Origin of the sequence: Paenibacillus ehimensis NBRC 15659 (assembly GCF_004000785.1) — a bacterium.
Taxonomy (GTDB): Bacteria; Bacillota; Bacilli; order Paenibacillales; family NBRC-103111; genus Paenibacillus_G; species Paenibacillus_G ehimensis.
This window is the reverse complement of sequence record NZ_BILX01000030.1, coordinates 22,285-37,212: the sequence shown is the minus strand read 5'-3', so window position 1 is coordinate 37,212 and position 14,928 is coordinate 22,285. Positions and strand designations below refer to the sequence as shown.

At 47.8% G+C, this 14,928-nt stretch carries 14 protein-coding genes; 1 reads left to right on the top strand and 13 read right to left on the bottom strand.

The features are described from left to right. Positions 1-201: 201 nt before the first annotated feature. The 13 genes from cntA to PEH01S_RS18035 form a co-directional block, all read right to left on the bottom strand. Positions 202-1,809, bottom strand: a complete 1,608-nt coding sequence (gene cntA, locus PEH01S_RS18090) for a staphylopine-dependent metal ABC transporter substrate-binding lipoprotein (protein WP_407669444.1) — start codon at positions 1,807-1,809, stop codon at positions 202-204. Between the two features lie 23 nt (positions 1,810-1,832). After that, positions 1,833-3,149 (bottom strand): opine metallophore biosynthesis dehydrogenase, encoded by a 1,317-nt coding sequence (locus PEH01S_RS18085; protein ID WP_127487199.1) that lies wholly within the window; start codon positions 3,147-3,149, stop codon positions 1,833-1,835. Positions 3,150-3,185: 36 nt separating this feature from the next. Further along, positions 3,186-3,980 carry a class I SAM-dependent methyltransferase gene (locus tag PEH01S_RS18080; RefSeq protein WP_127487197.1) on the bottom strand — a complete coding sequence of 265 codons (795 nt, stop codon included), beginning with the start codon at positions 3,978-3,980 and terminating at the stop codon, positions 3,186-3,188. 25 nt (positions 3,981-4,005) lie between these two features. Then, positions 4,006-4,839 carry a diaminopimelate epimerase gene (locus tag PEH01S_RS18075; RefSeq protein WP_127487258.1) on the bottom strand — a complete coding sequence of 278 codons (834 nt, stop codon included), beginning with the start codon at positions 4,837-4,839 and terminating at the stop codon, positions 4,006-4,008. 217 nt (positions 4,840-5,056) lie between these two features. Beyond that, positions 5,057-5,179, bottom strand: a complete 123-nt coding sequence (locus tag PEH01S_RS36160) for a hypothetical protein (RefSeq protein ID WP_164827918.1) — start codon at positions 5,177-5,179, stop codon at positions 5,057-5,059. A gap of 185 nt (positions 5,180-5,364) precedes the next feature. Then, on the bottom strand, positions 5,365-5,478 hold the full coding sequence (locus PEH01S_RS35480) for a hypothetical protein (RefSeq protein ID WP_281281489.1): 114 nt from the start codon (positions 5,476-5,478) through the stop codon (positions 5,365-5,367). Between the two features lie 98 nt (positions 5,479-5,576). Then, positions 5,577-7,055, bottom strand: coding sequence for a sulfatase family protein (locus PEH01S_RS18065; RefSeq protein ID WP_127487195.1), 1,479 nt, complete (start codon positions 7,053-7,055; stop codon positions 5,577-5,579). A gap of 12 nt (positions 7,056-7,067) precedes the next feature. Beyond that, positions 7,068-7,835, bottom strand: coding sequence for a hypothetical protein (locus tag PEH01S_RS18060; RefSeq protein WP_127487193.1), 768 nt, complete (start codon positions 7,833-7,835; stop codon positions 7,068-7,070). 22 nt (positions 7,836-7,857) lie between these two features. Continuing rightward, positions 7,858-8,688, bottom strand: a complete 831-nt coding sequence (locus PEH01S_RS18055; RefSeq protein ID WP_127487190.1) for a carbohydrate ABC transporter permease — start codon at positions 8,686-8,688, stop codon at positions 7,858-7,860. A 23-nt stretch (positions 8,689-8,711) separates the two neighbouring features. Beyond that, on the bottom strand, positions 8,712-9,629 hold the full coding sequence (locus tag PEH01S_RS18050; protein WP_127487188.1) for a carbohydrate ABC transporter permease: 918 nt from the start codon (positions 9,627-9,629) through the stop codon (positions 8,712-8,714). 81 nt (positions 9,630-9,710) lie between these two features. Continuing rightward, the gene (locus PEH01S_RS18045; RefSeq protein ID WP_164827916.1) at positions 9,711-11,051 is read right to left on the bottom strand and encodes an ABC transporter substrate-binding protein; all 1,341 of its coding nucleotides are present in this window, start codon (positions 11,049-11,051) and stop codon (positions 9,711-9,713) included. Between the two features lie 175 nt (positions 11,052-11,226). After that, positions 11,227-12,216: a LacI family DNA-binding transcriptional regulator gene (locus PEH01S_RS18040; protein ID WP_164827913.1), complete on the bottom strand. Its 990-nt coding sequence runs from the start codon at positions 12,214-12,216 to the stop codon at positions 11,227-11,229. Between the two features lie 129 nt (positions 12,217-12,345). Further along, entirely contained in the window at positions 12,346-13,332 is a 987-nt protein-coding gene (locus PEH01S_RS18035; RefSeq protein ID WP_127487182.1) for a formylglycine-generating enzyme family protein, read from the bottom strand. Between the two features lie 327 nt (positions 13,333-13,659). Between PEH01S_RS18035 and PEH01S_RS18030 the strand changes: the two genes are divergently transcribed. Continuing rightward, entirely contained in the window at positions 13,660-14,649 is a 990-nt protein-coding gene (locus PEH01S_RS18030; protein WP_127487181.1) for an NAD-dependent epimerase/dehydratase family protein, read from the top strand. Positions 14,650-14,928: the final 279 nt, after the last annotated feature.

Below are 14,928 nucleotides of genomic sequence, written 5' to 3'. Positions count from 1 at the left end.
ATACGGAGGTGGGGTATCTACTGGAGGAGCGATAGCGTTCGCCTTTGTCTGCGGGAAATATCCGCTGCCAAGCGGCTTTCAATTAAGAATTTCCTGCAGACAACAGCGACCGGAAGTAGATACCCCACCCCCTCGTACACCTCTATTACCTCAATTGACCACTTTCTCAACAAACTCGGGAGAGCATCCCCTTTTGATCACCTATTCAAAGTACATTTGCTCGAACGGCAGCTCATATTGCGTTTGCTTAAACGAGATGCCCTTTAAGCGCTTTGGAGCCACTACAGTGACACTTCCATTGGTAATTGGAATAAAGACGGCTTCGTTATGAACCATGGTTAAAATATCCGCATACAACGATTTTCTTGCTTCCTCGTTCGTCGACACCATCACTTCTTCGATTTTCTTGTAAAGCTCATCCGCTTTCGCCATGCCTTTGGTCGTATGCAAATAAGAAGACTCGGAGGTGAACGCGGAGATTGTATTTTGCGGATCGTACGCAAGTCCCCAGGTTTGATTAAATAACAGATCATAGTCGCCGGTTGATCTTCTCTTGGCGATGGACGTTGACTCTTCGCCGACAAGCTCCAGTTGGATCCCGATCTTTTTTAACGAATTTTGAATAAATTCCGCCTGTGATTTTTGGGAGGAGGAATTGACATCGTAATAAAGCTTCATGGCCAATTTGCTTCCGTTTTTCGTTCGGACTGCGCTGCCGTTCTCCAAGGTCCAGCCCGCTTCTTCCAGAAGCTTTTTGGCCTTGTCTACATCATAGCCCCGTTTCTTCAATTCGACGTTCGCATAATTGACGTTGGGCGAAAATAACGTATGGGCCGGCGTTTCCGTGCCATTCAACATTTGCTTGCTAATGGTTTCCCTATCGACCGAGTACCAGATCGCTTCGCGAACGGCGGTTTCATGGACCGGATGATCGGTCTTGCTGCTATTGGCAACGATCATTTTCGTATTCATCGCTTCGCTTCTTACAATCTGATACTCGCCCGAATTGGCTAATTTATTCATGGCTTCTACATCGAGACTGTCGGCCCCCCGATCATCCGTAAATACAAAATTCACTTCTCCCTTTTGCAAAGCCAAAAAGGTCGTCTCCCCCGCCGGAAGAACTTTGGCAATCATTTTCTTCACTTTCGGCGGACCGCCCCAATAATTCTCGTTTGCTTCGAAAGCGGCATACTGGTCGACTTTATGCTCCGTGAGCCTATAGGGTCCCGTTCCTTTGTAGCCATTGACGCCGTCTTTGGTTTCCCCGTCGATAAAATTTTTGGGCGAGATGAATACATAAGGCCGGGTCATCGACAATTCGACCAAAGTCGGGTAATAGGGCTCGGATAAGACCAATTCAACCGTATATTCGTCTTTTACATTGCAGCTCGCTATCTTTGTCGACAGCTTGATCCAGGAATGCTTTTTGGCATTATGCTGCACGGCATCGATATTTCTCTTCACCGCTTCGGCGTTAAACGGCTCCCCGTCATGGAATTTCACACCTTTTCTCAGATGAAAGGTGTATACTTTACCGTCCTCCGAAATTTCCCACGATTCGGCAAGTAACGGTTTTATCCCATCTTTCGTATTCTCAACCAACGATTCGTATACCATCCCTTGGGCCGGCATAGAGCCTGCGTACAAATGAGGATTCATGTCGTTAATATCTTTGGCGGTTGCATACACTAACTCGTTGCCGCTTTTGGCCGAACCCGTTTTCGCTTCGTTTCCGCCAGCGCAGCCGGCAAGGAGCGCCATGGCATACATAACGACGATTAAAAAAAACAGCTTTCTGATTTTCACCTGGTTTCCCCCTACAATACCTGCTATTTCAACGATTGGAATCCGCTACTTTTTCCGATTTCGCTGCATATCATCTTCAAATCTTCTTTAAAGCTTTGGACGGCAAAGGCATCGGACAATCGTTCGCCTTGACGGGCCTGCGCGGCATGTGTAATTTTGCTTTCGTAGGTCCTAATGAATTTGTCTATGGTGGGGCAATTCGAGTTTACATATCTTGCGATGCCTTGGATGATCTTGATCCGGTAATAGTCCTCCTTCGGCATTCTTGGGATATCCCAATCCCCTTCCCTGTTGACAAATAGGGTTCGAATGGGAACCGCGGAAAAGTCGAAATATTTGCCCTCCTGATCCGGCTCGGAGAAAGGGTCGATCAACAGCGAGGTATAGCGGATATACAATAAATATTCTTGATGTATCGTTTCCAAATGGTTGAAATTTTCAATATCATGACGCGATAAGCTTTCCAAGCTTACCGGATAATTATCATCCGTCATAAATTTGAGCAAATTAATGCCTGTCATATTCATCTTTTCGATCATATGGGTAATCTCTTTCCATTGGGACAGCATATCGCGAATCACATATTGGGTGATCGGCCCTTCGGGATACATTTTATATACATATTTCTTGGTCTCGATCTCTCCAAATAGGACACGGAGCGAAAAATCGTTCATAAACAACGGCGGGTGAACATAGAGCGATATATTTCTTGTTTCCGCTTCTATGGGAGTCTGCATGACTTCCACGGCGATGCCCAATTGTTCGTATAGCCCGCAAAGTCTTTCGACGTTTAGGGACGGCCGGCGCGTCGAGCCGATAAATACTTTTTTCTTGACCCCCGTGGTGATGACGTGATTGGACGGTCTGTCATGCATCCATCGCGTATCGCCCAAGTACGTCGAAAAGCTGATGATTTCCGCGTCCGAATCAAGGCCGTTCATGTAATGGCTGACTAAGCTGTTGGAACCGAAAGTCGGAGAGACTAAGACGATACACTTGATTTGTTTTAAGAGCTGCTTGTCGATTTGCTTTAAAACCTCGATATACGCATCCGTTGTTACGGACAAAATCGCCGTATCCCATTCCCCTGCAATGGTCCCGTACCCGCGAAAAACGTGATCGACGATGCATTCGCCCTTCATCGCCCGGTGCTTTTCATTTTGAATATCCGCGCGAATGAAACGGTTATTTTGCTTAAGCGCCGTAAAAAACGGTTCCGAACGAACGGATTCTCTCCCGGCGATTCCTACACAGCAATTCAACCGGTTTTTTAAAGTGACGGCAAGCTGAATCGATACTGGACCCGTTCCCAATACTAAGACCCGCCTAAAATTGCTCATCGCTTATCGAAGCCTCCTTTTCCGTGCAAAAGTCGTCTAGACTTTGGCATACAATGCAATATCGAACACATGATCCGGACGCAAGATGGTTTCAACCGCCTTCCATTTGCGCCCGTCCACTTCTCTCCTCGGATAATTGAACAAAGACTTCAGCCGATCGCCATAGCGCATCGCCACAACCACATGTTCATTGGTTAACGGATGCAATTGATCCAAGAGGTCGTATTTATGTTCAACCGTCGAACTAAAAATGATATGGGTCGCCTCTTGCGTAAAATCAAGATTTTCCACGAACGCGTTCTCTAATCGGATCTTCAATCCTTCTCCCAATTTACCGACCACCCGTGTACCGAGTTCGATGGCCTCCTCGTCAATATCGATGCCAACCACCTCCGCTCCCGTCCGCTTGGCAATGAACAACGGCGTCATCGGAAATGAACCCGAGCCTACCAACAATACTTTGGACTCGGAAGTTACTTGAAAGCTGCCGAATTCTTGTTCAATGCAGGATTCGATATTTTTAAAATAATCGGTTATCCCGGTATGCCCGCCCAGCAGCTTCAATGCGCGGTATTTCTCCATAATCGCGACGCATAAGGCCGATTTTTTTCTTAGAGCCTCCACCAGTTGGTTAAATTCGCCGGACTCTTGTTGTTCCAATTGTTCCCAGGCCTCTTTATTCCTCTCGTTGGTGATGAAATTGGAATAATCATTGATGAGCCTTTCCAACTCCGGGCTATAGTGGACGGTCCGGTCATAGTTCCCCGCCAATTCCGTGAATTTCTCTAAATATTCCGCCAAATATAGCTGTAAGTTTTCCGTCGCATTCATTCGTTTCTCACCCCTATGTAAATGGCTAAACCTCTATAAAAGCTTTGCCCTGCGCTACGATTCCGACAGAGCCTTCAATTGCGAGACCGGTCACTTCTTCTTGATCCCAATTGGCAGCCACACGAATCGTGCCGCCGGGCTGCCTGATTTGCGCCGCAACGGCCCTTTTATTTTTCCAGGCCAGATAGGCTCCTAAAGAAGCTGTGCCCGAACCGCACCCCCTTTCCCATACCATGCTGTCCAGAGACGGAACATAAATGAGCGGAGCCATTTCACCCGGACCGGACTTATACAATAAGATGCCGATCAAGCCGGATCCTAAAGTGACTCCAAGCAGCTTGGCTAAAGCTTGCGCCGTTTTTCTCACCGTTTTGTCAAACTCTTCCACTTCGATGACGATATGAATAAAATCATGATATCTCACAATAACGATATCCCAATCGTGACCGTCATACGTTATGGCTGTCCGTTCTATCTTTTTCGGAAGAGGCATCGTCACTTGGCAAACATATTCGTCTGCATTTCTTTTCACTTGACAGATGACGAAATGATCCGTTCCCGAAGCTTCTAATACGATTTCCGTCAAATCATTGGGCTGAAGTCCCTTTTCAGCTGCGATGAAAGCGGCCAGTGCCATGCAAGCATTACCGCAAAATTCGCCTCCGGCCATTTGCAGATGAGCGGCAGCATCCTGTTTAACCGGTTTTTCAATAAACCCTACTTGTTCGGCATACACGTTGTCGTAAGACATAAGCTTTGAAGCAATCTGCTTATACTCTTCAACCGGATGATTCGTTTTAACAAGAACCGTCATGTTTTGCGTAGGGTTAAATTTTATAAAATCGATTTCCTGTCTCATCACAGCTACCCTCTGGCTATAATTTGATGTATAGTTTTCTGACTTAGTTGATTTATTAGTAAAAATTACGATTATTAATTCAAGGAAAATTATACCTATAATGTTGGACAGCGTCAATATGCATTCTGCTTTTTTTCGTCGAGTGTCGGAGGACAATAATGTTTTGAAATGCAAAAATCCAGCAAGATTAAGACCTTGCTGGATTTCCTCCATGTTTTCAATGTCGCAGATGCAAATGAGGATCAAGATCCCATTTACGGAATGATACGACCTTCGATGCCCCATGAGAAAACAGGCTGATCCCTGTCGACTTCGGTCCGGGATAGATTCTCCCAGTCATCACCTTCTCTCACCCCTGGATGAAAACTTCCACAGAGCTTCAAACCAAATTCCTGTGCTTCTTTTCTTGCTCCATGTCCAGACGGCCCAGCATATAAACCGTTGAATGCAAATTATGATAGTCGTAACCTTGAACAGCCGGAGCCAATGCGACGGGGAGGTAGTCCCATCGAATCAAGTCATCGCTTACCGCATGTCCCAGTGCATCGGTCCCCAATAAGGCTTATAGGGATAATGCTGATAAAAAAAATGATATTTCCCTTTATAGAAACAAAACCATTCGGGTCGTTCATCCACCATACTCGGCCGTGAGATGGTAGCCTAGCCGATAATCCTGACGAAGCGACGATTTATTTCCCGAATAAATTGATCTGCCAGCTCTCGTGTGTAGTTCACTCCTACTCCCCCTCATCCGGTTTAAAGGGAGCCACCGTTTCTTTTTGACCATCGGATAATTTCATCCGCCGCCAATACGAAGCAATCGCATCCGACCATTGTTCAATAATAGCTACCGCTTGCGGATGAGTAATCGGTTCTTGTACCAAGCTGCTTTCCATGAATGAAATCTCCGCTTGAAGCTGTGAAATGATTCCTTCATAGGCGGGGTCGGTCGCCAGGTTTTTGGTTTCGCCCGGATCTTCCGCCAGGTCGAACAACTGTACCAAGCCCCGTTGATTCCGCTTGGAATTCGGAGGAAGGTTCCGGTTCTGTTCATTCGGCGTATATTCCATAATATATTTATAGCGGTCGGTCACTATAGCACGGCCGTAATAGTTGCTCTCGATATACACGGAATCGCGCCACTCCGTCACCTGTTGCCCTTCGATGAGAGGCTTCAAGCTTCGGCCATGCACGCCTGCCGGCGGTTCGAGCCCGGCATAATCGCAGATCGTTCTTACATAATCGATGCCGGAAATGAGATGCTTGTGATCTACCGTCCCTTTCGCGACTTGAATCCCATTGCCCAGGCAGGCGGCGACATAAGGGACCCGTACGCTCTCTTCATAAAGAGTGAACTTCTGGAACATCCGGTGACTGGCGCACGCTTCACCGTGATCGGAAGTAAAGAGGATCAGCGTGTTCTCCTTATAAGGCGTTTGTTCCAGCACGTTTAAGAGATTCCCGATCTCCCTGTCCACTTTTTCGATAAAACGGTAATAATGCCATATATAGTACCGCCATTGAACTTCCGTCCATTCCTCCGTAGCGATCCGGATCTTATCATGAATGAGCGCACCTTTCTCCCGCCGGCAGACCCGTTGAAGGACCGTCTCATTCTGGTCATAATGGAAATTGTCCGGTAAAGGCGGCAGCTCGTCTTCCCGCAGCATGCCGAGGGATACAAGGTCCGGAATGTCTTTAAACTCATGCGAATGCAAATATTCACAAATGTCGTGCGGATTTAAGTAGTTCACCTGTAAGTAAAATGGTTGCTCCCCTTCATAGCTGGTTAAGAAATCGATGGCCCCATGCGTGATCGTGTTGTCGTAAAATTCTGCCCCGCCCGCAAGGATATCGCGTTTGCCATTGTAAACGGTATGAAAGCTTTGCCGGACATCTCTGCCATCCACATGCCATTTTCCCGAATGGGCGGCATAATAGCCGTTCGAATTCAAGATGGTACCAAGATCGGGGATATGTTCATGGAGCACGGCATCGTTAAAGGCCACGCCCGTCTCGCTGCTGTAGCAGCCGGTCATCCAGGTGGTTCTGGCCGGAGTACAGACGGGGTCGGTTGAATAGCACCGCATAAACGATACTCCCTCCCGACATAACCGGTCCATGTTCGGCGTTTTCACGTAGGGATTCCCATAAGCGGAAAGCGCATGAAACGATTGCTGATCCGTACTTATAAACAATAGATTAGGTTTCTTCATGAGATGGGCCTCCTAATTCCTTAACACATAGGTAAACAAAGTTGTCGTCATGATCACCACACGCCCGTGTTCATCCACCCACCAATAGGAAGGTACGGTACCGGTGCCCCGCAAGTAATAACCCCGAACGGGTAATTCCCGAAGACTCGGAATCAACACATCATTCTGCAAATGGCCGGTGCGATGTCCGGTATATAACCGCTCCAATCTTTCGAGGATGGCAACCGATTGTCCGCCGCCTGCACCTGCCGCCAAAGAAGGCAACGTATCGAATAACGAATATTCGCATAAAATGGGTTCTGCCGATGGTGCCTGACCGGCCGAAAACGACAAGCCGCTGCTGTGCTGCAGCCGTACCTCTGTGGTGTCCGTCTTAGGAATCAGTTGGCCTTTGCAGTGATAAGAAGAATACGAAGAGTTCGCGTCAACGGACGCGTTTATCTCGAACCCACCTTTTAGGCTGCGGTACAAGTCATCCCTGCATTCAAACTGCAGCTTCAAGCATTCTCCACTCGATGTATCCTCTTGGCGCACATCATACTGCCAGTTGCCTTCAGCACTTCGCTTGCTGGAGATCTCAAGCTCCCCGATCACCAGATCATCGGTCGACAAAATCGAAGGACCTTGATGATTAAACCAGTAGTTCGGCAAAATGGCATACTTTCGAGAGTCCGACTTTGACGGCGCACGTTCAATGCACTCATATATTTTCGCAGCGAAATCGACACCCGGCAATTGATGGGCTTGGTAATCAAAGCTCCAGTGCAGATGCTTCCCCATGTTCAATCACTCCTATCGTCACTTAGCCTTCTTTTCCTGTGCCTTCCAGCATGGCTTCAACCATTTTCTTATTCATAAACGCGTATAATAAAAGAATCGGCAGGACACTAATGGTTGCAGCCGCAAACACCATCCCCAAATCGACAACAGAGGTAGGATCCGCTATAGCGCGAAGTGCAACGCTTACCGTAAACAGCTCTTTTTTCGTCACGACAATAAGCGGCCACAAAAAATCGTTCCAGGAATTCATAAACGTTAATACAACTAACGACACAACGGCCGGCATTAAGATGGGAAATCCGATTTTCACGAAGATTTGAGTTTCCGTAGCCCCTTCGATTCTGGCCGCTTCCATCAAGTCGTCAGGTACGCTTGTGACGGCATATTGGCGAATGAGGAAAATGCCGAACGCCGGTATCATTAAGGGGACGATTAATCCCGCATAAGAATTGAGCCAACCAAGCGATCGAATCAATAGATAGGATGGGATTAGACGGGTTTCGAACGGAATCATCATCGTCGAGAGCATAATAATAAACAGAACGTTTTTACCCGGAAACTTATACTTGGCGAAGGTATAACCGGAGAGCAAGCAGAAGAACGCCGCGGAGACCGTAATCCCTACGGACACCACAATACTGTTTGCCATATTGCGAATAAACGGCCAATTTTCGAACAGCATCGTGTACTTAGAGAAATGGAATCCGTTCCTCGGCAAAATCGAAAAGTTCAGCGATAAGATCTCGAAATTTTCCTTAAAGCTTCCCAACACCATATAAAAAAACGGGTAAGCGGTCATCAATACCATGAGCCATACAAAGATATACATGGGAATCTTGGAGTTAAAACGCATGCTGCCCCTCCTTGCTCTGAAAATTACCTGCCAATGGTCCGTTTATTGACAATGGACAGAATCAAGCTGATCAATAACAAAATAACAAACAGCACGGTGGAAATCGCCGACGCATACCCGAGTTTGAAATACTCGAATCCATTTAAGTACATATAGTACATGAGTGTGGTGGAGGAGTAGTTCGGGCCCCCTTGGGTTAATACCATGGCATCCCCTATATTTTGAAAAATCCATATCGTCGAAATGGTGAGAGTAAAGAAAATCACGTTGGACATCAATGGCATGGTGATGCTGAAGAAGGTACGAACCGGACCCGAGCCGTCAATTTGCGCAGCCTCGTATACGGTTCTCGGTATTTGCTGCAAGCCTGCCAGCATGATGATGGCAAAGTAGCCTGTTACCCTCCATATGTTCATCAAGGCGACAGACAATTTGGAATAGGTTTCCGAGTCCAACCACGGAATAGTATTCATCCCGAAGAGATTGTGCAGCGTAACGTTAATGAACCCGCCTTCCGTCGCGAACAACACCCGGAAAATGATCGCTACAACGACAATGGCCGTAACATTCGGCAGCAAGAAGAAAAAAGAGAAGATGTTTTTCCCCCGGATTTTGGGAGAGTTAACGATGGAAGCAAGCAATAAGGCAAGAAACGTGTGTAAAGGAACAACAAGCAGCCACAGAATAAAGGTGTTGCCGATCGCATTCCAAAACAGCTGATCTTGAAATAAAGCCACATAGTTATCCAATCCTACAAAAACCTTGGGCGAAAATCCGTCCCATTTCGTAAAGCTAATGTAGAAGCCATAGAGATTGGGATATAACTCAAAAATAAGAAAGAACAAAAAGAAGGGTGAAATCCACAAATAACAATGCTTGTTCTTCCAGATCTGAGACCAAAGCGTTTGTCTTAATTCCATCGCAGTCACTTCCTTATGCACGTAAAATACTACAGGTGAGCTTCAGCCCGTGCTAGTCGCATTCGCTCACCCGTTTGTTTAACGAATCGTTTTCGGCAAAAATTATCGTTTGATATTTTTTATTTGGTCTGTCACATTTTTGATCGTATCCTCCGAGGACATACCGCCGTTAAAGAATTTGGCCAGTGCGCTTCCTATGATGCGCTTCGTTTCATCGGCTCTTTCGTCCGTATAAGGAAGTCGGGGCTTCGTCTCCAGAAGAGTTTTCGCTTCTTGGGAAATAATTTTCTGATCCCCGAATGCTTTCCAAGGCGCGGATTCTTCGCTGAGCTTCTGCAAGCTCGGAATATAGTTGTTTGTCATTCGTACAACAAGACCCGGCTTCTCGATCTCGGAGAAAGCCTTGCCTGCTTCCTCGCTGGAAGCGAGATATTTGATCAAAGCCTTGGCCGCTTCCGGATTTTTGGTGTTTTTGTTGATGACGTAATATTCCGTATTGTTGTTAAAAGCTACAGGGCCATTTTCCGCAAGTTTAGGAGGCGTCGCGTAGCTCCACTTGCCGTATCCCCCGTTGCCTTGAGGATCCAGACCCGTGTTATAGTTGGCCGCATCCGAGCTAACCGTAAGGTTCGCGACAATTTTGCCCGCATTGACGGAAGTCCAAAATTCTTGAGATAAGTTTGTCACCGGCGAGAAATAACCCGCATCCTGCATTTTTTTCATCAAATTAAGGGTTTCAACGCCTTTTCCTTCCGGGGTGTTTAAGATCACATTTCCCTTGTCATCAAAAATCGCTCCGCCCGACTGCAGCAAAAACGTAATAAAACTATCCGGGGCATTATTGGGATTCATAGCGCCAATAAAATATCCGTTGTCTTTTAATTTCTGAGCGGCCTTCAAATAGTCTTCCAACGTTTTCGGTGCTTGCAGCCCCAGCCGATCAAAGATATCTTTCCGGTATAGAAATGTCCCCAGGTTTGATTGGTTCGGTAGCCCATATAATTTGCCCCCCAATGAAACCGCATCCAACGAGCTTGGAAGAAAATCCTCTTTTTTTACGGCATCGGTTAAATCAAGCAACCATCCGGACTTGATAAATTGTGGGGCAAGAAAATCATGAATGATCATTACGTCCGGCTCATTTTGTTCGGAAGCTAATTGCAGCTTCATTTTTGTCGGATATTCGGCATAAGGGAATTTCTGATATGAAATTTGAAGGTCCGGATGTTTCTTGGAATAGTCCTCCATTACGACCTGTACGGCGCTTGTAAGGTTAGCTCCGCCCCAAAACGTCAACTTCCCATTGGATTCCGTTTGAGCATTTGCGCCGTTGCCGGCTGCCGCTTGCTGCTCGCCCTGCTTTTGATTCGAGTTTGAGCATGCAGCAGCGGCAACCGCTGTCAGGATCGCTATTCCTGTTAACCCCGCTTTTTTAAAGTTCATCTTGCGCTCCTCCATGGTGTGTTTATTTTGACTGTATTCGCTTACAATAAGATTCCCAAATCAGAGGACCATGTGTACTAAACAATCAATTCATGAAACCACCTCCAGCCAAAATCAACAAATCACCTACGAAACCGATTGCGCAACCGGTTTCGTAAAGCCTAAAAAAAATTATTTAGCAGGAACCCTTAAGTACGAACTCGGTGGGCAGGCGATAATCTTTTCTTTCCATCCCGGGATTCTGAATTCTTTCAAGAATGACTTTAGCCGCTGTTTCTCCCAATTGGTACGGAAATTGTTTTATGACCGAGATCTGTGGCTTCAAGATTTGCATCCATTCGTACTCTTCGACACCGACGACAGCCATTTGATCCGGAATTGAAATCTCTGCTTCCTGCAAGTATTTAATGGCGCCGATCATCATGACATAATTCGCAATTAGAAGTGCGGTTATATTCGATTGCTCCACTAATTCCTTGCATAATTGGTATCCGTTTTCAATAGTCGCTTGGGCGCTTTTTATGATGGATTCGTCGATCGCCATATGATGAGCAGTTAAAGCATCCCGGTAACCCTTGGTTTTCTCGTAATTGGGAGTCACATCGAAGTTGCTCTTAATCAGCCCGATTCTCGTATGTCCCTTTTCGATCAGATAGGATACGGCTTCGTTCGTGCCGCGGTAAATGTCCGATGTAATCGTGTCGGCAAAATCGCCATGCGCCTTAGCATCTACAAACACGGTTGGATATGTGTCTTTAATTAATCCCTTGTAATACCCTCTTTCACTGCTGGAGGGGGAAATGATCAAGCCGTCGATCAGTCTTGAGTTCAGCATTTGGATCATTTCTTTTTCTTTTTTTAGATCTCTTCTCGAATTGCAAAGCACCATATTGTATCCGTTATCGTTCAATACCCGTTCCATCCCTTGAACGAGAATCATGGAAAACGGTTCCAGCTCCAATAAGGGAAATACGAAACCGATGGTCTTGCTTTTTTTACTTCTCATACTGCTCGCTACTTGGCTTGGATAATAGTTTAATTCCTCCATGGTTTGCAATACTTTTTGAACCGTTTCCGGCGCGACGTAGCGTGTTTTGTTAATGACATGCGAGACGGTTGACTTCGACACGCCGGCTTTTTCAGCAACATCTTTAATGGATGCCATACCTAAAACTCCCCAGATCATATTTCATTACTTCAGACGGATTGTCGCGAAACCGATTGCGCAACCGTTTTCCTAATACTATCATTTAGATCACTAAGCAGTCAATACCGTCTCGATCCCGCGCTTAATTCAGATTGCATCCGCCGCACACCTGAAGCCGATATTCCCCGTTGAGCTGTCCGGTGTATTCTGGTTGCGTGCCGCCACACGGTAACGGTTGCAGTAGGATTTGTGGCATAAGTAAGACCCGCCGCGCATGACACGGCCCGTCCCCTTCGGCGGACCGGCTGGGTTTACCCGCGGTCCATTCACATGAAAGGTCGGGCTAAACCAATCGGCGCACCACTCCCAAACGTTCCCGGCCATTTGATACAGGCCATATCCGTTCGGTTCGTAGGAATGGACGGGCGACGTCCCGATATATCCGTCGCTGGCGTTGTTTTTTACGGGGAATTTTCCCTGCCATATATTGCACATATGTTTTCCGCCAGGCTTAATCTCATCCCCCCACGGATAACGTTTCTGAACGAGTCCGCCCCGCGCTGCATATTCCCATTCCGCTTCCGTCAGCAGCCGTTTCCCCGCCCATTTGCAGTAAGCGTTCGCATCAAACCAAGAAATGTGAATGACCGGATGGTCGAGCCTTTTCCCGATATCTGAACCGGGTCCTTCCGGAGCATGCCAGCTGGCGCCTTCGATAGCAAGCCACCAAGGCGTTTGTCCAGGCGATCCTATAATCTTCACTCCGGTTGCGGGCACGAACAGATGAAAGACGTACGACCATCCGAATTTCTCCGCTTCCGTTACATACCCGGTTGCATCCACAAACTTCTTGAATTCCGAATTCGTTACCGGATACGGATCGATATAGAACGGATGAAGGGTGACAGCCCGCACCGGACCTTCTCCGTCCGAAGGGAATCCTTCCCGATCGTCAGTCCCCATCAGAAACTCCCCGCCCGGCAAGTAAATCATATTCTGTCTGGCGGATTGGTTCGTGGGAGCATCCTGCTTCGCATCCTCTGCCTGGTGCCCTCCGTCGGGGATGGAACCCGGTGAAGACTGGCCTCGGGATACGGAGCAGCAAGAAGGCTTAATCGAATCTGTCATATGCATGGCCTCGCTTTCTAACGGATCAAGTCCTCATTACGTTTGCTCAAAATCAATAAAAACAACGGTGTATTTTAAATCATATCACACTTTATTTCATTTTGAAGTAATGAGTCTTTTTTTCGCCAACAAATATTTGAACATATCGTTAAAACTCTTGATTTTTCGATAAATTTATATCGTTTTGAATTTTAGTCGCCCTTTGCTGCAAAATTCAGTCTGTATTGGTTTCAACCTGGAGGAGGCGGCCATTTTTACTTTCATTGACAAACCAACACACAACGCAATAAAATATTTTTACGTAAACATATAATTTTATAAGGCGGTGGCTTCATGAACCTGTTAATCTTGGGCGGTACCCGGTTTCTGGGGAGGGCTTTGGCGGAGACGGCGTTGGATCGGGGGCATACGTTGACGCTCTTTCATCGCGGCAGGCACGGTCAAGACGCGTTTCCCGAAGCGGAGCATATTATCGGGGACCGGGAAAGCGACCTTGAGCTGCTGCAGGGCAGAACGTGGGATGCGGTAATCGACACGTGCGGCTTTGTTCCCCGCGTCGTAAGCGCCTCGGTCGAACTGCTGAAGGACCGGGTAGGACATTATACGTTCATCTCGTCTGTATCCGTGTACGAGGATCTAACGCGGCTACATGTAAAGGAAGACGCCCCCGTCGCAACGCTCTCCGACGAGAGCACCGAGGACGTCACGCAGCATTACGGCGCGCTCAAAGCGCTTTGCGAGAAAACGGTCGAAGCTGCCATGCCCGGCAGAGCGCTGCACATCCGGCCGGGCCTGATCGTCGGCCCGTACGATTATTCCGACCGTTTCACGTACTGGCCCCATCGGATCGCACAAGGGGGAGAAGTGCTCGTGCCGCCGAAAGAGGGGCGCGTTCAGGTGATTGATGTCAGGGACCTCGCCGCGTGGATGATCGACTTGGTCGAGAAGCGGACGGTCGGCACGTTTCATGCCAGCGGCAGCGACTATACGATGGAGCAGCTTGTCGACGTTTGCGCCCGGTTCAGCAGCCGTCCCGCCGAGTTCACCTGGGTCACCGAGCCGTTTTTGAGAGAGCAGCAGGTCGGCGAGTGGATCGAGCTCCCTCTCTGGGTGCAAAGCGACAGCTTGGTCGGGTTGTTCGCCATCGACAATGCGAAGGCTTTCGCCTCCGGGCTGACGATCAGACCGCTAATCGATACGGTTCGCGACACCCTCGCATGGGATCAAAGCCGCCCGCCAGAGGAGAAGCGCAAAGCCGGACTGGACCCGGCCCGTGAGGCGGAGCTGCTCCGTCTATGGCATAGCAGCGAAAAAAAGTCATAGGGAAGTAGTGACTTTCGGAAAAAAAGTGATGGGGATCTTGAAGAAAAAGCTGCTTTTGCTATCGGGCATAAATAAGTTGAAGCGCTTGCAAAATTGGGAATGCCTCGTTCAGGCAGCAGCATAGAGCGGAATTCGGAGGCGGACTATAGCGGACGGGGCTGGAGCGACCTTTGTGCTCACAGAGCGGATGCGGCTGTGAAGGAGCTTGTCCGGCAGCCGCGGCTCATAAGAAGTCGCCGGACCACTCCCCCGCGGCACGGCGACGCCCAACGGAAAAGC